Annotated in this window: 17 protein-coding genes, 1 tRNA gene and 1 pseudogene; 12 read left to right on the top strand and 7 right to left on the bottom strand. The window is 55.1% G+C overall.

Features of this window, described 5'->3' with window-relative positions:
- Positions 1-25 precede the first annotated feature (25 nt).
- Positions 26-958, top strand: a complete 933-nt coding sequence (locus tag C8N45_RS01625) for a phosphatase PAP2 family protein (RefSeq protein WP_108384471.1) — start codon at positions 26-28, stop codon at positions 956-958.
- Between the two features lie 24 nt (positions 959-982).
- Here the strand turns inward: C8N45_RS01625 and C8N45_RS01620 are convergent, their stop codons facing one another.
- Both C8N45_RS01620 and phaR read right to left on the bottom strand, forming a co-directional pair.
- Positions 983-1,927 (bottom strand): dimethylarginine dimethylaminohydrolase family protein, encoded by a 945-nt coding sequence (locus tag C8N45_RS01620; RefSeq protein ID WP_108384470.1) that lies wholly within the window; start codon positions 1,925-1,927, stop codon positions 983-985.
- Between the two features lie 6 nt (positions 1,928-1,933).
- Positions 1,934-2,470, bottom strand: a complete 537-nt coding sequence (gene phaR / locus C8N45_RS01615) for a polyhydroxyalkanoate synthesis repressor PhaR (protein ID WP_108385092.1) — start codon at positions 2,468-2,470, stop codon at positions 1,934-1,936.
- Positions 2,471-2,942: 472 nt separating this feature from the next.
- Here phaR and C8N45_RS01610 point away from each other — a divergent pair, with 472 nt between their 5' ends.
- The 9 genes from C8N45_RS01610 to C8N45_RS01570 all read left to right on the top strand — a co-directional run bounded on the left by C8N45_RS01610 (position 2,943) and on the right by C8N45_RS01570 (position 9,595).
- Positions 2,943-3,251 (top strand): STAS domain-containing protein, encoded by a 309-nt coding sequence (locus tag C8N45_RS01610; protein WP_108384469.1) that lies wholly within the window; start codon positions 2,943-2,945, stop codon positions 3,249-3,251.
- A complete protein-coding gene (locus C8N45_RS01605) occupies positions 3,248-3,616 on the top strand; it encodes a response regulator (RefSeq protein ID WP_108384468.1) in 369 nt (122 codons plus the stop codon). Before C8N45_RS01610 ends, C8N45_RS01605 begins: the two co-directional genes overlap by 4 nt.
- A gap of 1 nt (position 3,617) precedes the next feature.
- Positions 3,618-5,756 carry a chemotaxis protein CheA gene (locus C8N45_RS01600; protein WP_108384467.1) on the top strand — a complete coding sequence of 713 codons (2,139 nt, stop codon included), beginning with the start codon at positions 3,618-3,620 and terminating at the stop codon, positions 5,754-5,756.
- Positions 5,740-6,207 (top strand): chemotaxis protein CheW, encoded by a 468-nt coding sequence (locus C8N45_RS01595; protein WP_108384466.1) that lies wholly within the window; start codon positions 5,740-5,742, stop codon positions 6,205-6,207. The genes C8N45_RS01600 and C8N45_RS01595 overlap by 17 nt, the downstream gene beginning before the upstream one ends.
- Positions 6,204-7,070 (top strand): CheR family methyltransferase, encoded by an 867-nt coding sequence (locus tag C8N45_RS01590; RefSeq protein ID WP_108384465.1) that lies wholly within the window; start codon positions 6,204-6,206, stop codon positions 7,068-7,070. Before C8N45_RS01595 ends, C8N45_RS01590 begins: the two co-directional genes overlap by 4 nt.
- Before the next feature lie 37 nt (positions 7,071-7,107).
- Positions 7,108-7,494 (top strand): response regulator, encoded by a 387-nt coding sequence (locus C8N45_RS01585; RefSeq protein WP_108384464.1) that lies wholly within the window; start codon positions 7,108-7,110, stop codon positions 7,492-7,494.
- Entirely contained in the window at positions 7,491-7,859 is a 369-nt protein-coding gene (locus C8N45_RS01580) for a hypothetical protein (protein WP_108384463.1), read from the top strand. Before C8N45_RS01585 ends, C8N45_RS01580 begins: the two co-directional genes overlap by 4 nt.
- A 267-nt stretch (positions 7,860-8,126) precedes the next feature.
- The gene (locus C8N45_RS23510; protein ID WP_108384462.1) at positions 8,127-9,062 is read left to right on the top strand and encodes a CheB methylesterase domain-containing protein; all 936 of its coding nucleotides are present in this window, start codon (positions 8,127-8,129) and stop codon (positions 9,060-9,062) included.
- On the top strand, positions 9,059-9,595 hold the full coding sequence (locus tag C8N45_RS01570) for a chemotaxis protein CheD (protein WP_108384461.1): 537 nt from the start codon (positions 9,059-9,061) through the stop codon (positions 9,593-9,595). The genes C8N45_RS23510 and C8N45_RS01570 overlap by 4 nt, the downstream gene beginning before the upstream one ends.
- Positions 9,596-9,703: 108 nt before the next feature.
- On the opposite strand, the gene C8N45_RS01565 is transcribed toward C8N45_RS01570, so the two are convergent.
- The 3 genes from C8N45_RS01565 to C8N45_RS01555 form a co-directional block, all read right to left on the bottom strand.
- Positions 9,704-10,576 carry an NAD(P)-dependent oxidoreductase gene (locus tag C8N45_RS01565; RefSeq protein ID WP_108384460.1) on the bottom strand — a complete coding sequence of 291 codons (873 nt, stop codon included), beginning with the start codon at positions 10,574-10,576 and terminating at the stop codon, positions 9,704-9,706.
- Between the two features lie 33 nt (positions 10,577-10,609).
- The gene (locus tag C8N45_RS01560; protein ID WP_108384459.1) at positions 10,610-12,496 is read right to left on the bottom strand and encodes an acyl-CoA synthetase; all 1,887 of its coding nucleotides are present in this window, start codon (positions 12,494-12,496) and stop codon (positions 10,610-10,612) included.
- Between the two features lie 83 nt (positions 12,497-12,579).
- Positions 12,580-14,370, bottom strand: a complete 1,791-nt coding sequence (locus C8N45_RS01555; RefSeq protein WP_108384458.1) for an ABC transporter transmembrane domain-containing protein — start codon at positions 14,368-14,370, stop codon at positions 12,580-12,582.
- A gap of 116 nt (positions 14,371-14,486) precedes the next feature.
- Here C8N45_RS01555 and C8N45_RS01550 point away from each other — a divergent pair.
- Positions 14,487-14,645, top strand: a pseudogene (locus C8N45_RS01550) (IS1380 family transposase); the annotation flags it as partial.
- A 346-nt stretch (positions 14,646-14,991) separates the two neighbouring features.
- Complete coding sequence (locus C8N45_RS01545) at positions 14,992-15,492, top strand: GNAT family N-acetyltransferase (protein ID WP_108384457.1); 501 nt, start codon at positions 14,992-14,994, stop codon at positions 15,490-15,492.
- 297 nt (positions 15,493-15,789) lie between these two features.
- Here the strand turns inward: C8N45_RS01545 and C8N45_RS01540 are convergent.
- Together C8N45_RS01540 and C8N45_RS01535 are read right to left on the bottom strand one after the other, a co-directional pair.
- Positions 15,790-15,863, bottom strand: a tRNA-Gly gene (locus C8N45_RS01540).
- 133 nt (positions 15,864-15,996) lie between these two features.
- On the bottom strand, positions 15,997-17,553 hold the full coding sequence (locus C8N45_RS01535) for a bifunctional metallophosphatase/5'-nucleotidase (RefSeq protein ID WP_108384456.1): 1,557 nt from the start codon (positions 17,551-17,553) through the stop codon (positions 15,997-15,999).
- Between the last annotated feature and the right edge of the window lie 98 nt (positions 17,554-17,651).

The following is a 17,651-nucleotide window of genomic DNA, read 5'->3' as shown; positions in this document are numbered from 1 at the left end:
AGCGGAAACCGACAGGAAAGCCTGCATGACGTCCATCTCCCTTGCCCGCAGTGGAACCCGCGCCAGCTACTTCCACAAAGCAGAGCTGACCTTCATGGCAATTATTCTGATTGCGGTTAGTGTGAATGTCTTGGTCGATGCCACCGGCCCGCAAAAGATCGGTTGGGGCTCTTTCGGATTGGGTCTGTCGGGGGCGGTCGGGTTGATTGCGCTCGCCGGTTATTACCGCCGGGCCTACCCCTATGCAGCCTGGATCGGCAAGGCCATGCTGACGGTGTCACTGGCGTCTTTGCTGGGGATTATGTTGGGCATCTTGTTTCACCAGCAAATGCCGCGCCCGACACCTGTGTTGACCGAAGCCCTTTTGGCCATGGATCATTGGTTTGGTTATGACTGGCCAACAGCTGTTAACTGGGTGGCCAACGTCCCCTACCTGGGGACATTCCTGCGTTACGTCTATCTGTCGTCATTTATCCAGATCATGATGCTGATCTGCCTGCTGGCCTATATGGGCCGCAATCGGCAACTGGATATGATGATGTATACCAACGGGCTGTCGTTGGTGCTGGTCTATGTGATGTGGCAAGCCTACCCCAATATCAGCCAGTCAACCTACCTGCCGATCCCGGTCGATGTCGCGATGGCCGCTGATCTTGTCACCAACAGCGCCTATGGCGCGATCCTTCTGGACATGGCCCAGAATGGCTTGCCCGTGGTTGAGATGGATAAGATCAAGGGCGCTGTCGCGTTTCCATCCTATCATATGGTGATGTGCGCGCTTGCTGTCTGTTTTGCGCGTGGCACAAAGCTGTTCTGGCCATTTCTGATCATCAATATCATCATGATCCCCGCAATTCTGGTCCATGGCGCGCACCATATAGCAGACCTGATAGGCGGCGTTTTGGTGATGGCTGTCGCAATGATCCCTTCAGCGATCATTCTGAAGCGCTGCTACTGACGCGTTTCAAGAACACACCAATGATCAGCCCATCGCGCGCTGCACGACCCCGGTCAGACAACCCACTGCCCCCGCGGCCTTGCGTAACTCAAAGGTGGGTGTCTCGATGACTTCAATACCAAGGTCTTGATACCATGCGCTGATCAGATCATTGCCCGCTGGCATCAGGATCTTGCCAGGACTTAATGTGACAAAATTCATGGCTCGGTTGGCTTGGGCTTCGTCCTCATCAGGCAGGAAAACAACATCATAGCCCCGATCACGCAACGCCGTCACAGCTGCATGCGGGGTCCGACGTGGCCAAGCGATCGCAAGGTCCCGGCTGGCAATGCGTAACATCCCCATCAGATGCATAGTGCCAAACGGCATATCGACTGCTGTGACCTCAATCCCCAAATCGAGGCACAAATCATTGATCTGGCTGATCGCAGCCTGATTGGTGCGCAAGCCACGGCCGATCAGGGCAGATCGCGTGTCTAACCAAATCAGATCGGCCCCTTCAAACGCAGCTTTTCCTGTCAATGTGCGCAAGATCGGGACATTGGCCATAGCGAGCGCCTGAGCCACCGCGATTTCTTCGCCCGCGCGCACAGTCGAGGCAGGCCGCCCGAGGATCGCCCCTTGCGGCGTCATGACAAACAGATCAGCACAAAACATGCGGTTGGGCGCCGGATCGGGCACATCGGGGACAGTCAGCACAGTGACCCCGGCATTCGTATATGCCGCAACCATCTGATCATGTTCGGCCTGCGCACGACCCAAATCCAATGGGGCCAGCTGTTGCGCGGCGTCGTGATCCGACACGATGATTTCGGGGCCGGGTCTACGCACCAGTACGGACTTGAGGCTTCGCCACTCGCTATCTATGCCGCCCTGCCAAAGCGGACCCATCTCTTGCGCATGATCATCGGTGCGTGGCGACCAACCTTGACCACCATAGGCGGCGCTGTCGAACGAGGACTCCGCCATCAGGATCTATTTGCCCATCTTCGATAGTTTCTCCTGCAATGCGGCAAGCTGTTCCTTGATGTCGCCAAGGTCGTCGGCCTCTTTTTCAGGCGCGCTCGTTCCCGGCATGATGCCTCCGGTCATAGCCTTGAAGAAAGCTTCTTGCTGCGCGCGCATCGCCTCAAAGCCGGGCATAGCCGACATCGGGTTGGCTTTGCCCAGATTGCCCATCGCTTTGGATTGCCCCTCGCGCAGCATCTCGAAACTTGCCTGCAGGAACTGCGGCACAATCGAGACCGCCTGGGTCGAGTAACTCCGCACCAGATCCGTCAAGACATCAACAGGCAATACATTTTCACCTTTGCTTTCGTGCTCTGCGATTATCTGCAACAGGTATTGCCGTGTCAGATCGTCGCCGGACTTGAGGTCGACAATCTGGACTTCGCGCCCTTCGCGGATGAATGTGGCGATGTCCTCAAGCGTGACATAGTCACTTGTTTCAGTGTTATAGAGCCGTCTGCTCGCATATCTCTTGATCAGAAGCGGCTTATTCGTTTCAGGCACGCGCGGTCCCTCCCAAGGCATGTTGCAATGCAGCAAAGCCTAGGCTGCGCCCGCACAAAAAGAAAGGGATTTGACGCACCCGCGCAGTAAAACGGATAATTTGCAGGCGCGCGCCGCGCCCATGCCATGCCCTTTATTGCGTCCTTGCCGCCAGCGTCAGGACATTTTTGCCAGTGTAGCCAATTTTCTTAAAACTCTGCGATCATGGGCACCAGGGCCCAAGTGCAATCTTCATATCCTCGGGCCGCAAGAGAGATATCAATGACTTCACAGCCTTATAAGCCTTTACCCTTGCTGACAGGGCGCGGGCCGACGGGACTTTCGATGCCAAAGTAGGGTGGGTTGGTTGCCCGCCTCGCCTGTGTTCCGGGCTTGGCCATGGGCAGATAAGGAACTGGGGTTTCTTTACTTCAAATTAATGGCCACGGCGCAATAACACACACGCCCGCCGCTCGCTGCGGTCCCGATTGCAATGGATGGAATGCAGAACATTATGACAAGCGAATGTGCGACATACGATTTACCCGAAGTGATGAAACTTGAAGACTGTCAGGAGCTTCATTCCTTTTTGATCAAGCAGCAAGGCACACCGGTGGCGCTCAATTGCACTGCCGTGACCCGGATTTCAGGGCTTGCCGCTCAGATGATTCACTTTGCCGCTGGTGAGTGGGCGGGAGAAGACGTTGACTTTTCTTTGCGTGACCTCAGCCCCGGCTGCATCACAAGTCTGACCACCCTGGGTCTGGGCGGCTTGGTCGCCAATGAAGGAGCAGCAGGATGAGCGCACATATCTTAGCGATTGATGATTCAAAAACGATCCGAACTCTGCTGACCAATTGTCTTGAAGGTGCGGGCTTCAGCGTGACGACCGCTGTAGACGGTGTTGATGGCGTGAGTAAGTTTCAGGAGGCTCATGCTGACCTCGTGATTACGGACGTCAATATGCCGAACAAGGACGGTTTTGGCGTAATTGAGGATATCCGCGGTGGCGATGTAAATCGCGGTGTGCCCGTCCTGGTGCTGACAACGGAAAGTGGCGCCGCTCTGAAAGAGAAGGCGCGTAAAGCAGGGGCTACGGGCTGGATCGTGAAGCCATTCGACGATGATTCTCTCGTGTCCGTCATTCGCCGCCTGACAGGAGCGTAACATGCCAGCTGACTCATCAATTCTTGATACTTTCTTTGAGGAGTGTGAGGATCTTATCGTTGCCTTGACCGAAGGATTGGTTGAGATGCGCGATGGTGATGCTGACGACGAGACGGTAAACGCCGTTTTCCGCGCAGTTCACTCCATCAAAGGTGCGGCAGGTGCCTTTGCTTTGGATGAACTTGTCGGCTTTGCTCATAAGTTCGAAACCGTCCTCGACGAGGTGCGTTCGCACCGGCTCGAGACAGATGAGAAATTGCTGCGTACCTTGCAGCGGGCAGGCGATATTCTGGCCGATCTGGTTGATGATGCACGTGACGGGACCCCAGCCAACAGGGATGTTGTTGATCCAGTCCTTGCAGATCTACAGAGCTTCCTTGGCGAGGAAACGCTCGAGCCCGAAGAGGAGTTTGTTTTTGAGGCAATGAGCCTGGGATTTGCTGACGAAGATGCGGCAAATCCAGGGTACAAGGTATCTTTCACACCCGGGCAGGAATTCTATGCAACCGGTAATGATCCTGTCCTGGTCATTGCGGCGCTCAAAGAGCTTGGCCCTGCGACGGTCACTGTCGACGACAGTGCACTTCCAGACGGCATCGAAGATTATGTCTGGGACAAGGGTTATCTGACTTGGCATATTGAAATCGGAGACATCGCGACCGACTTGCCGATTTATGACGTGTTCCAGTTCATGGATGATATTTGTGAACTCCGTGTCACCCCATTGGATACCGGTGCAGAGGCCCCCGTCGTCGGGCTGGATGAACCCCTCGCTAATGTCGCATCCGAAGCTGAACCCGTTGTCGCGATTGAAGAAGCACCTGCCAAATCAACACGGGCGGAAGTGACTGACAGTACACCCAATGTGCCAAGCCCCCCCAAGGGTGGCGAGTCTGGCGACCGCCCCGCAAAAAAAACCGCCACGACATTACGAGTAGACCCCGAAAGAGTTGACAGATTGATCAATGCGGTTGGCGAACTCATCATCAACCAATCCGTCATTTCTCAGCGTATCGAAGAAGCGGCACTCCCTAATTCGTCAGAGCTTTTCGGCGATTTGGACGATTACAAGTTGCTTGCCCGCGAGATTCAGGAAGGTGTGATGGCAATCCGGGCGCAGCCTGTCAAACCTCTGTTCCAACGCATGCTGAGGATTGCGCGGGAAGCTGCAGATGCAACAGGCAAGGATGTTGAACTTGTCACCGAGGGCGAAGCAACAGAAGTAGACAAGACCGTGGTCGAACGCCTTGCTGATCCGCTCACCCATATGATCCGCAATGCGATTGACCATGGGATCGAAGCGCCTGACAAGCGCAAAGCTGCGGGCAAAGTCCAAACGGGAACATTGCGCCTATCCGCCAACCAACGATCGGGAAGCATCGTGATCGAAATTGCCGACGATGGTGCAGGTCTCAACCGGCCCCGGATTCGGGCAATTGCGATTGAAAAGGGCCTAGTATCTTCTGACGCAGTCCTGACCGACCCGGAAATCGATATGCTGCTCTTCGCACCCGGCTTCTCCACGGCTGCGGAAGTCACCAATCTATCCGGCCGCGGTGTTGGCATGGACGTGGTCAAGACCGCGATTACAGCGCTTGGTGGCCGCATCGCCATTAGCACCGTCCCAGGAGAAGGCACAACCTTCTCAATCACCTTGCCACTGACCCTCGCGGTTATGGATGGGATGATTATCACAATAGGCGGGCAGACAATGGTTGTTCCAATTTCAAGCATACTGGAAACGATCCGCCCGGCAGAAAGTGACATTTCAAAACTCGGTTTGAAGAGTGAGTTGCTGAAGATCCGCGGTGAATACGTGCCAATTGTCGATCTGGGAGAACAACTCGGACATCCACCGACAGACAAGAAAATATCAGACAGAATACTCCTGCTGATACAAACGGAATCAATCGCACAATGCGCGCTAGCCGTAGACGATATATTCGACCAACGACAAGTCGTCGTGAAAAGCATGCAAGGCAACTACGGTTCGATCGTCGGCGTATCCGGAGCGACAATATTGGGCGACGGCAAAATTGCGCTCATTATCGACCCCGATGCAATAGCATCAGGACCTGGAATGTCATCTCATATCAATGCGTCATTAGAGGGAGACCGCAGCCATGCAAGAGCCAGCTGACCCAACCCAAATAAAGAAACTAGAGTTCGTCACGCTTGTGGCTGGGGGACAGAATTTCTGTATTGAAATTACGCAAATACGAGAGATTCGCCGATGGTCACCGGTCACAATACTTCCTCACTCTGCATCACATGTACTTGGTGTGATCAACCTGCGCGGCGCAGTGATTCCAATTATTGATCTTGCCGCCAAACTGGGCTTCGAGAAAATTGAACCAACGGAGCGTCACGTGATTATCATCACTGCCATTGATGAGCGCATTGTCGGCTTGTTGGTCGAGTCTGTCTCGGAAATTCTTGGGGTCAACTCTGACATGGTTCGCGAAACACCCCGTGGCCCTGAAGATGCAACAACGCGTGCTATTCTCGGGGTGATCCCAGTCGGCGACGACATGACAAAAGTCATCAATCTAACCACACTTATGCCCAATTCCAGTCAGGCGGCAGCATGAGCATCGCTACAAAAAGCTCGGAGACACGTGACGAGTACACCTTTACGGACGAGGATTTTCGGGTCATCGCACAGCTCGTCAAAAATAAATATGGCTTGTTCCTCCAGGAGTCCAAGCGGGCGCTTGTCTATTCGCGTCTTGCAAAGCGGATTCGCGCCCTCGGTTTCAACAATTTTCGTGAATACTGCAAATTGCTCGGTAGCCCGGCGGGCGAGGCTGAGCAATCTCATCTTCTCACAGCGCTGACAACAAATGTGACACATTTCTTTCGCGAGAAACATCACTTCGACCAATTGCAGAATGAGATCTTGCCCACACTCTCCCAAGCAGCGCGCTCTGGTGAAACGGTGCGCATTTGGTCAGCAGCCTGTTCCGCAGGTCAGGAGGCCTATTGCCTCGCCGCTACTGTATTAGAGGTTTTCCCGGAAGCTCCTCGCTTCGATTTCAAGATTCTCGCAACTGATGTAGATCCTGTGGTTCTTAAAAAAGCAAAAAAGGGCCAATACCCGCGAGAGGAGAGAGACGCGATTCCAGCTGATCGGATCGCTAGGATGGTTGATCCTCAGAGTGTCAATGACGGCGTCTTCGCCATGCATCACAGCTTGCGTGAGCTGATCTCTTTTGGCCAGCTGAATCTCATGGAACCGTGGCCGATGCGAAAGCGATTTGATGTCATAATGTGCCGCAATGCGGCAATCTATTTTGACAAATCGACACAAATGCGGCTGTGGTCACGGTTCGGTGAGATATTGAAGCCGGGAGGCTACCTCATGATCGGTCATTCAGAGCGCCTTTCCGGACCAGCAGCGGCAAAGTTCGAAAGTGCTGGAATTACCTCCTATAGAAAGACCCACGCAAATTAGCGCGGCATCACGCTGTGCAAGAAGGGAAACCTAAGAAATGAGCCTTAAAGATACTTTGCGCGTCATGGTCGTCGACGACATGGGCGTCAGCCGTGGATTGCTAATTCAGGCGATTGAAGAAATGGGTATTTGGAAGAACCAAGCTGAAAATGATGGACAAGCGGCATTGGCAAAGCTTGTCGCAGATCCCGTCCATTTAGTATTATCCGATTATAATATGCCAGGTATGGATGGATTGGAGCTTCTAAAAGCACTCCGGCAAAACAAGACAACCGCTCGAATTGGCTTTATTCTTGTAACGGGCAACCCGACACCTCAAATTGTGGCTCAAGGCAAGGCACTTGGCCTGAACAATATCATTAAGAAGCCATTTTCGACCGCGAGCATGAAGCAATGTATCGAAAGCGTCGTTGGGCGCCTATGACAGCCTTGTCAAAATGCGAAGCCTATCTTGGGACTGATATGTTCATGGATCGCATAACCGTTGCCTGTCGCCAGATTGGACTAATGGTCGCTGAAATCGAAAACTCTGTAATCGATGCAAACCAAGTTGTTGATCGTTCAGAAATACCTCGCCAAACTCTGCAAAAAATTGATCTTGTTATTCAGTCTATAGAAGAATTGGCTTGCATTTTTGAACGCGCTCGCTCGGGCGAAGTGTCTTTTCGTGAAGTCGACCTTGACGCAGTCATTTCTCCTGGACGACTGGAATGGCTGCGTACTCTCGTATCTGAAGGCGTCATTGTGGATTCTATTGCACGGGGCAACGACGACATCTCATTATTTTGAAAGACATCATGTGGACCTGTCGCATCGTTGTGCCGCTAGCCATGCTTGTTTTTGCCGCCTGACCTACCGAAAAGGTGCCCAACCGCGCGTTTAGAGGTGCAAACTATGATCTGAATTTTAACGCGTTCGTAAACTTCTAAGATCAAAAGGACGGAGGCTGCGAATGTTTGCAGAAATGACAACGGTCATTCATTTATTCTACAAAGAAAGGCGGAGTCTTTGAGCGAAATCCTGATTGCACATTCTTCGCCTACAACTGCCGGGCGTATGCGACGCATTATTGAGCTTGACGGCGAATTTCATGTTGCGAAGATTACTTCTGACTTAACCCAAACCTATGATTTCGCAGAACATCAAAAGCCTGATGCCGTTATTCTAAGCCATGCGCTATCAGATTGCCCCGAATTTGAGCTTCTCGCATCATTATTCCGGATCATGGGCATTGGCTGCATCGTCGTTGGTACGCATGAGACCCCTTTGCCTGCGGAAAGTGGGCCGAGCATTGCAAGAATTGCGACGGACGCCCCCGACCAAGCCTTGCTCAGCATAATCCGGCAGGTTTGCTCCAGGGCCACGCGCACCGGAGCCCCGTCTCCTCCCCGACCTCAGAGTCAGACATTTGATCCCACGCGCTTGATCCTCATCGGATCATCAGCTGGTGGTGTGGAAGCATTGCTCAACGTGTTGAAGCACTTCACCAATACATGCCCGCCGACTTTGATCGTTCAGCACACCGGTGGTCAATTCGCAGCAAGTCTCGCCAGACTGCTCGACAGTGGAACTGCGGCAAACGTGTTGCCCGCGGCGTCCGGCATGTGCCCGGAAGCGGGCCACATCTACCTTGCGCCCGACGATACGGCACATCTCCGGCTTGCCAGAAGCCGCAGAAAAAGAATAGAAATATGGCCCGGTGATCCGGTCATGGGGCACAGACCATCAGTTGATGTGATGTTTCAATCAGCAATCCCCTTCGGTCAGGATATCATTGCCGCTATTCTGACGGGTATGGGGCGCGATGGTGCAAATGGGCTTGCGGCCCTACGTCGTGCCGGGGCACGGACGATCGGGCAAGACGAAGCATCCAGCGTGATTTATGGCATGCCAAGGGTTGCACATGAACTAGGCGGTGTCGAAAAACAGCTCCCTATCCATGAAATCGGGCCAGCACTTTTGAGTGCGGCGAAGTTAAGGACGATCGCATGAGTTTTGGCGCCCCTTCGACCAACCCACAAAAGACAGTGACTGTTGTTCAAGGCGAATATTCAGTGTCGGCAGACCCCGCCGTCGTCATGTCCACTGTCCTCGGATCATGCATATCAGTTTGTCTCTATGACGATGTCGCGTCGGTCGGGGGCATGAACCATTTTTTGCTTGCCGGAGAGAAGGGAAGCAGCAGCAGTGACCTGAAATATGGCGTCAACGCGATGGAGCTTCTGATCAACAAGGTCCTGCGGGCGGGCGGGAACCGGGACAACCTGAAGGCAAAGCTTTTTGGCGGTGCACGTATGACAACCCATGCCCGTGACATCGGTCAGTCCAATGGTATCTTCGCCAAAGAGTTCCTGGAGCGCGAGGGAATCCCGTGCATATCGCAAAGCATCGGTGGCGATATGGCGCGTCGCGTGCAATTTGTGCCCACAACAGGTGCGGCCAGACAATTACAGGTTAGCGGACAAGCACCGGACGAAGTTGTCAAACCGCAACCGAAGCCAGTTGATGACATCACACTGTTTTAGGCTCTATGCCGCAGGCCCTGTCGCTGGGGCCTGCAAGAAACCGCGATTGTCGTGGATCCCTCATCAACAACAGGCCCTGTCGCCATTGCCGACCGCTGAGGGGGCCTATCAACCCATCGCTTGCAGACGTTTCAGCAGCGAAGAGGTATCCCAGCGCCCGCCACCCAATTTCTGAACATCCTTATAGAATTGATCGACCAAGGCGGTCACTGGAAGGCTTGCGCCGTTTTCATCTGCTGTATCAAGGCAGATACCAAGGTCTTTGCGCATCCAGTCAACGGCAAATCCATGTTCAAAATGATCGTCCAACATCGTTTCATAGCGGTTGGACATCTGCCAGCTGCCAGCCGCACCCTGACTGATCACTTCCACAACTGCTTTGCCGTCCAACTCGGCCTTCTGGGCGAAATGGAGTGCCTCGGACAAGCCCTGAACCAGCCCAGCGATCGCGATCTGATTGCACATCTTCGTCAGTTGGCCAGCACCGCTTTCACCCATTCTGCGACAAATGCGGGCATAGGCCTGCATAATGGCTTCGGCGGAATCATAGCTTGCCTGATCACCCCCGCACATGATTGACAGCGCACCGTTTTCTGCGCCTGCTTGCCCGCCGGAAATAGGCGCATCAATGAAAGCAATGCTTTTGTCGGCCGCCACGCTGTACAACTCGCGCGTCACAGCCGCCGAGACTGTGGTATGATCCACAAAGATCGTATGCGCCCCCATACTGGCAAAGGCACCGTTCTCGCCAACACACACGGCACGCAGATCATCATCGTTCCCAACGCATGACATGACATATTCCGCGCCCTCGGCTGCGGCCGCAGGTGTGGTCGCCATCGCCCCGCCGTGCTGTGCCACCCATGCCTCTGCCTTGCTGGCGGTCCGGTTGTATACCGTTACGTCATGCCCGGCCGCCTTAAGGTGTCCAGCCATAGGATACCCCATGACCCCAAGGCCTAAGAATGCTACTTTTGCCATGATTTTGGTCCTTTTCCTGTCTCTTGGTGCGCCCTAGTCCACGGTTTCCCATGGCACCGTGAATGCGCCCAACGCGTTTTTGATGTCATCGTCAGATACAGACCCTGATTTTGAAATATGTGCAACCAGCCCACGCTTTTTATCCTCCGTGACAGCGGTGACGGTGGCATCGATATCCGCCAATGCTGCGTTGAAAACACGGGTGATTGCTGATTTGCGCAAGTCAGGTTTAAAGATTTTTCCCACTGCCGTCTTGGGTAATTCGGGCATGATCTCCAAATGTTTCGGGTGTGCCGCGCGTTCGTGAATGCGCTCTTTGGCATATGCGATCAGCTCTTCGTCTGTCACATTGGCACCTGCAACCAGTTCGACAAAAGCGCAAGGCACCTCGCCCGCGTGCGCGTCGGGTTGGCCGATGGCACCGGCAAAGGCAACGGCCTCGTGACCGGCGAGCGCCTCTTCGATTTCGGCGGGGTCGATGTTGTGGCCGCCACGGATGATCAGGTCTTTGGCCCGCCCCGTGATCCAGACATATCCATCCGCATCGATCCGCCCCAGATCACCCGTGCGCAAATATTGCTTTTCAGATCGGGTGCCGGGGTAGTAAAGATCTGCATTCTTGTCCGCCTCGGTATAGGTTTCGCCCATGGAAACGCCGGGATTTGACACGCAAATCTCTCCGATTTCATCAACGCCGACCTCTTCGCCAGTCGCGGTCGATATGATCTTGACGTCGGTGTAGGGAAAGGCATTGCCGATTGAACCCACACGTTTTTCACCGTCCGGCGGGTTGATAGAAACAAGACATGTTGCCTCGGTCAGCCCATAGCCTTCGCAAATTGTGACACCTGCGGCGGCTTCAAACCGCTTGTACAATTCCAGCGGCAGCGGCGCTGATCCGCAAAATGCCAGCCGCAGCGTGGAAATATCGGCATCGACCTTGCGCTGCATCAACGCGGACATCGCCGTTGGCACAGTAATCATGAAGGAGACTTTATGTTTCTCGACCAGCTTCCAGAAGTTGTCGAAAACACCTTCGCCACGGTAACCTTGCGGCGTCGGAAAGACGATCTCGGCACCCGACCCAAGCGACGCCCCCATACAGACGACAGTGGCAAAAACATGGAACAGCGGGAGTGGGCAAATTTGCACATCCGTTGACTTGAAAAGCAGCCTGTGACCCAGCCAGGCGTTATAGATTATCCCCGAATAGCGGTGCTGCACGACCTTGGGCATCCCCGTGGTCCCGCCCGTGTGGAAATAGGCCGCGACGCGGTCGCCTTCACTGTCCGCGAAAGTCAATTCTTTGGGTTGCTTGGCCATCTCAGTGTTGAAATCCAGCACCTGCGCCTTGTGTGCAACGGGGTTCTTGGGCCGGATCAGCGGCACGATGAGCCGCTTGAGACCCGTCAGGTATCGGTGCAGATCAACTTCAAGCACGGTCTGCACATTGGGCGCCAATCGCACGGCTTCCGCGGTTTTCTGTGCCACGTCGGTTTTGGGAAAAGCTTTCAGCGTCACAACAACTTTGGCGTTGGTTTCGCGCAGGATCGCCGCAATCTGTTCGGCATCCAGCAGCGGGTTGATCGGGTTCACGATACCCGCAACCTGTGCCCCCAGATAGGTCAGCACCGTTTCGGTTGCGTTCGGCAAGATAAAGGCGACAACGTCGTTTTCACCGACGCCGAGACTGCGAAAAAGATTGGCCGTCTGCGCGGTCTTTTCGCGCAACTCCGTCCAGCTGAGCGTCTCGGACCTGCTGCTGGGGTCTGACAACAACCTGTAGGTGACAGCATTGCGCGCGCCGTGAGCCGCTGCCGTCTGGCTGAGCATTTCAAAAGTTGTCTTAGGCAGATCGCGGGCATCCCACGACATCTCATTCTCAATCGCCGTACGGTCCGCAATCGTTGCGTAGCCCATTCAAACTCCTCCCAAAGTGACGGTTTTAGTCAGCGTGGGGAAAGTCTGCTAAAATCGCAAGTCTGACGCTGCGAAAAAACGGATTATTCCGCCGCGATATCTGCCGTGAATTGCAGGCGCGCCAGCCGTGCATACAGCCCACCCTGCGCAACAAGGCTGTCATGGGTGCCCTGGGCCACGATTTTGCCCCCGTCGAAAACGACAATCCGGTCGGCTTTTTTGACGGTCGCCAGTCGGTGCGCCACGATCAATGTCGTTCGGTTGCGGGCCAATGCTTCGACAGCCTGCTGCACCGCCTGCTCGCTCTCTGCATCCAGCGCGCTGGTCGCTTCATCCAAAAGCAGGATCGGTGCATCGCGCAATATCGCACGCGCGATGGCGATCCGCTGCTTTTGACCACCTGACAGCATGACGCCCCGCTCGCCCACATAACTGTTATACCCTTCGGGCAACGCAGTCAGAAAATCATGGGCGGCCGCAGCCTTTGCGGCGGCTTCGACCTCTGCGTCGCTGGCACCGGGCTTGCCAAAGCGGATGTTTTCGCGCGCCGTGTCCGCAAAGATCACAGGATCTTGCGGGACAAGCGCAATCTGTTCGCGGAATTCAGAACGGGCAAAGTCACGCACGTCAATCCCGTCCAGACGGATCGCGCCGTGCTGGGGGTCGTAAAACCGCTGGACAAGTTGAATGATGGTCGTCTTGCCCGCACCGGACGGGCCAACAAGGGCAACAGTTTCGCCCGGGGCAATCTGTAGGTCGATGTGATCGAGTGCAGACATATTCGGGCGTGACGGATAGCTGAACTGCACATCTTCAAAGCTAATTTCCCCCTTCAGGGCGGGCACTGGCCTTGGCGCGGCCGGATCAATGACAGTGTCATCGGCTGTTAGCAATTCGACCAGTCGTTCCGTAGCCCCTGCCGCACGCTGCAATTCGCCCCAGATTTCGGTCAAAGCGGCCAAGGCACCGGCCACCATGATTGTGTAGATCATGAACTGCACCAATTCGCCTTCAGTGATCACCCCGGTTTGTACGTCGTTTGCCCCCATCCACAGGAACCCGACGATGGCAGAAAACGCGATAAAGATGACAATCGCCGTCAGGATTGCGCGGGTGGCTATGCGCTTGCGGGCCGCGACAAAGCTTGCCTCGGTCACGTTGCCGAATTTCAGGCGGCTCCGCGCCTCGTGTGAAAAGGCCTGAACCGTCTGCGCCGACAGAAGCTGTTCAGACGCATCGCCACTGGATTTGGCAATCAGGTCCTGGTTCTCTTTCGACAGGTTGCGCACGCGCCGCCCCAACAGGATAATCGGCAGCACGATGACCGGGATCGGCCATAGCACCAGCATCGACATTTTCACCGAAGTGAACAGCATCAGCGCAATGCCCCCGACAAAAATCAGCATGTTGCGCAGGGCTATCGAGACCGAGCTACCAAGAACCGACAGAATCAATGTCGTATCGGTGGTGATCCGGCTGAGTACCTCGCCCGTCATGATCTTTTCGTAAAATGCGGGGCTCATCCCGATCATACGATCAAAAACAGCCTTGCGAATGTCGGCAACAACACGCTCGCCCAACCGCGTGACAAGGTAGTACCGAAGCGCCGTCCCCACGGCGAGCAACGCGGAAATCCCGAGGGCTGCAATGAAATAGCTTTGCAGAATTGCGCCTTCGCCAACATCGAAGTTGTCAATGACACGGCGGACAGCCAAGGGCAGGACCAGTGAAACACACGCCGTCAGCACCAGTGCACCGATTGCCGCAACCATAATTGCCTGGTAAGGCCGCACAAAGGGCCACAGGGCCTTCAGCGCGCTGATCTTTTTCGAAGATTCGCGTTCTTCCTGCGCGGATTTTGGTGCTCTGGCCATCGACTACTCACGTTTGCTCTGTGAGGACATAAAACCGCTGTCATGGATACACAAGCCAAGCGCGCGCCTAACAGATATAAAAATCTGAATATATGGGGCCGGGAATGGAGCGGGCGACGCGCCTCCAGACCCGGCTGATCAAGATTGTTGCGTGGATTGTCCGCTATGCCCGTGCCATCACGTTCCAACTGGCCGAGGTGGCTGTCAGCGGTGATCTGTTCACCCGCATCCTCACGGCCATCCATCGGCCGCGTGTGCCGCCGGCTCCCGGATGAGGACCAAAGCGGCAGAACTGCAGGGCAAGCGGCTCGGCCGGTCTGTTCAAACGAGTATCGATCAGACCAAATTCCGGAGCAACCCCACCGTCGTGACCAGAAATCGCACTCAGTTCACGCGTCAGGTGCCCGAACCGCGGGACGTCTCGATCCGGAGGCTTGATCGAGGCGTTGAACTGCAACATCATGTAGGACAAGGCGTTCTACTTGGGGAATGTCGGTCTAGGGATGTTGCTCAAGCCGCTGATAAAGGAACATGTCATGATAACAGTGGCGGGAGACTATAGATGACGCCGAATGACGCGAGCGAGCCGGTGTCGTTGCCCAGGGCAAAAGGACCGAAACTATGACCTACCTAGCAGAATCTGAACGACTGTTCTTACGACCCGCGTCGCCGACCGACTGGCCGGTATTCCGCAACTATGCGCTGTCTGAGCGCGCGGAGCTATCGATGGGCGTCGATACCGAGACTGCTGCGTGGCAAGGTTTCGCACATCTGATCGGGCATTACGTCATCCGCGGATTCGCGCCCCTCGCCATCGTCCTGCGGGAAGGAGGCGACCGCGCCATCGGAATGGCCGGACCGTATTTCCCGGCGGGTTGGCCGGAGCCGGAGCTCGGCTGGCAGATCTGGGACGGCCAGTTCGAGGGCAAGGGATATGCCTATGAGGCGGTCTTGACGGCACGTCGTTGGTCGGCGGAGGCCTTCGGATGGAAGTGCATGGTATCCTACATCAAGGAGGGGAATGAGCGCTCGGTCCTCCTCGCGGAGAGGCTGGGCTGCATCCGGGACGAGGCCGCCGAGCGCCGTGCGGACGACTCTCCCGTCTGGCGCCATCCAGAATAGCGCTTCTTGTGCGTGAAACCGAGAGGTGCACGAAGTTCAACTGAGCCTGCAAGTATTCTCACGTTCCACGTCCCTTTCGGGCTCGTCTGGATCATCTGAGGGTTTCGCTTCAAACTTGGTTGTGACTTGTCTTATACGGGTAAGCTCAAGATATTGCAGATTATTAAATTATCACAATATGCGTTGACGGGCAAAAAAGTTACGACAACGCCTGTGCGACTTTATGGTGGGTTGCTGGGTGCGCCTATATATTACTCATCAAAAAATGCAGTATTATCAGGGTTCTATTCAACATATTGGAGCGGGCGACGGGAATCGAACCCGTATCATCAGCTTGGAAGGCTGAGGTCTTACCATTACACAACGCCCGCGTAAGACACCGATTAGGCCAAGTGGGCGATATGGTCAAGGAAACCATGTCTTCTTTTGGCGAAAAATATCCCCGCCGGAGGCATCGACAGAGATCGCGCGCGCCACGGTCAACCCATGGCGCGCGCGCATTAATCACTTCACCGTAATACGGCCGTCCGTGTAAGGCGTGAACGGGCTGCTGGCTGCGATGAATTCCGCAGTCACATCAGCAAGATCGGGGCCGTAATCATAGGCATTTGCCGCATCCTTGAACATGGCATAACCGTCGCCGCCGTTGCGCACATAGTTGTTGGACACAACGCCGTAGGTGGCAGCGAGATCAATATCTGCGCCACCGATCTTGACATCGGATATCCGCGAACCCGCCTCTGCCGAAGGATCAACCGTAAAGGTCATGCCTGCAACCTGCGGGAAACGACCGGCCCCTTCTTCCATCTGGCTCACACCATTTTCAAGGGCCGCGACAATGGTTTCGCCTGTGACTTCAAAAGTGGACAGCGTGTTCTGGAACGGCAGAACCGTCAACACTTCGCCCATTGTGACTTCACCCGCGTCGATAGATGACCGGATGCCACCGCCATTCTGGATCGCGACCTGAATACCCTGGCCTTTGACACGCTCAAGCATGGCATCGGCAATCAGATTGCCCATCGGACATTCAACAGACCGGCATTCGTCGCGCGCGCCCACAATTTCCGTTGCGGTTTCAGCGACGACCTTGTTGCGGATTTCCTCCAGCGGACCAGCCAGTTCAGCGATGCGCGCCACGGCGCCTGCATCTTCGGCGACTGCCCCGTCAATCAGGATCGGCGCGCCAGCCGCTTCGGTCACAACGCCCGCATCGTCAAATGTGACGTTCAATTCGCCAAGGAATTTGCCATAAGCATAAGCCTGCACAATGGCCGTATCGCCCACCATCGTAGGATATGGGCCAGCCGCACGGTCGCTGTCGCCCAACAAGGTGTTTGAGTGCCCGCCAACAATCACGTCAACGCCCGTTGTGTTCTCGGCAACCGCCTGATCCACGCCATACCCAGAGTGCGAGAGTACGATAATCTTGTTCACGCCTTCGGCAGTCAGCTTGTCCACTTCCGCCTGCACCGCCGCAGCGGGGTCGCTAAAGGTGATGTTGTCGCCGGGTGACGCCAATTCGTCCGTGTCTTCGGGTGTCAAACCAATCAGGCCAATCTTTTCGCCACCACGTTCAATAACGGTCGAGGGCATCAATACGTCTGCCAGCAGGGTTTCGGCGGACACATCCGCATTCGACATGACAATCGGGAAATCAACCGAGTCCATAAAGCCGCGCAGCACTTCGGGCCCATCGTCGAATTCATGGTTGCCGACAGTCATCGCATCATAGCCAAGTTGGTTCATAAACTCGGCAGCCATGGCCCCCTTGTAGTAGGTATAAAACAGCGTGCCCTGAAACTGGTCGCCGCCATCCACAAGAATGCTGTTGTTGGACCGCGCACGGGCTTCATCCACGGCGGTGATCAGACGCGCCGTACCACCAAAGCATTCGCCAGCCGTGTTATCTTCGGCAGAGCATGGACCATCATATTTGGAGATCGGCTCGAACCGTGCGTGAAAGTCGTTGGTGTGCAGGATTGTCAGCGAATAGTCGGCAGACGCCGCCCCTGCGGTCAGTGCCAAAGCACATGTTGTTGTCAAAATACGTGAAATCATTTTTGGATTTCTCCCTGTTCAGATGGCATCAGAGTGGCCTTGCCATAGCGCAGAGTCAAATAAGTTAACTGCTCAAATTAGTGGCCGTTACGTCAACT

It is taken from the genome of Yoonia sediminilitoris (assembly GCF_003058085.1).
GTDB classification, from domain to species: domain Bacteria; phylum Pseudomonadota; class Alphaproteobacteria; order Rhodobacterales; family Rhodobacteraceae; genus Yoonia; species Yoonia sediminilitoris.
The sequence above is the reverse complement of the archived record's forward strand: the minus strand, read 5'-3'. Positions and strand labels throughout refer to the sequence as shown.

Excerpts from the sequence above, each read along its gene's own strand:
- C8N45_RS01625 (WP_108384471.1), top strand. The coding sequence starts at position 26 with ATGACGTCCATCTCCCTTGCCCGCAGTGGAACCCGCGCCAGCTACTTC.
- C8N45_RS01620 (WP_108384470.1), bottom strand. The coding sequence starts at position 1,927 with ATGGCGGAGTCCTCGTTCGACAGCGCCGCCTATGGTGGTCAAGGTTGG.
- C8N45_RS01610 (WP_108384469.1), top strand. The coding sequence starts at position 2,943 with ATGGATGGAATGCAGAACATTATGACAAGCGAATGTGCGACATACGAT.
- C8N45_RS01605 (WP_108384468.1), top strand. The coding sequence starts at position 3,248 with ATGAGCGCACATATCTTAGCGATTGATGATTCAAAAACGATCCGAACT.
- C8N45_RS01600 (WP_108384467.1), top strand. The coding sequence starts at position 3,618 with ATGCCAGCTGACTCATCAATTCTTGATACTTTCTTTGAGGAGTGTGAG.
- C8N45_RS01595 (WP_108384466.1), top strand. The coding sequence starts at position 5,740 with ATGCAAGAGCCAGCTGACCCAACCCAAATAAAGAAACTAGAGTTCGTC.
- C8N45_RS01590 (WP_108384465.1), top strand. The coding sequence starts at position 6,204 with ATGAGCATCGCTACAAAAAGCTCGGAGACACGTGACGAGTACACCTTT.
- C8N45_RS01585 (WP_108384464.1), top strand. The coding sequence starts at position 7,108 with ATGAGCCTTAAAGATACTTTGCGCGTCATGGTCGTCGACGACATGGGC.
- C8N45_RS01580 (WP_108384463.1), top strand. The coding sequence starts at position 7,491 with ATGACAGCCTTGTCAAAATGCGAAGCCTATCTTGGGACTGATATGTTC.
- C8N45_RS23510 (WP_108384462.1), top strand. The coding sequence starts at position 8,127 with ATGCGACGCATTATTGAGCTTGACGGCGAATTTCATGTTGCGAAGATT.
- C8N45_RS01570 (WP_108384461.1), top strand. The coding sequence starts at position 9,059 with ATGAGTTTTGGCGCCCCTTCGACCAACCCACAAAAGACAGTGACTGTT.
- C8N45_RS01565 (WP_108384460.1), bottom strand. The coding sequence starts at position 10,576 with ATGGCAAAAGTAGCATTCTTAGGCCTTGGGGTCATGGGGTATCCTATG.
- C8N45_RS01560 (WP_108384459.1), bottom strand. The coding sequence starts at position 12,496 with ATGGGCTACGCAACGATTGCGGACCGTACGGCGATTGAGAATGAGATG.
- C8N45_RS01555 (WP_108384458.1), bottom strand. The coding sequence starts at position 14,370 with ATGGCCAGAGCACCAAAATCCGCGCAGGAAGAACGCGAATCTTCGAAA.
- C8N45_RS01545 (WP_108384457.1), top strand. The coding sequence starts at position 14,992 with ATGACCTACCTAGCAGAATCTGAACGACTGTTCTTACGACCCGCGTCG.
- C8N45_RS01535 (WP_108384456.1), bottom strand. The coding sequence starts at position 17,553 with ATGATTTCACGTATTTTGACAACAACATGTGCTTTGGCACTGACCGCA.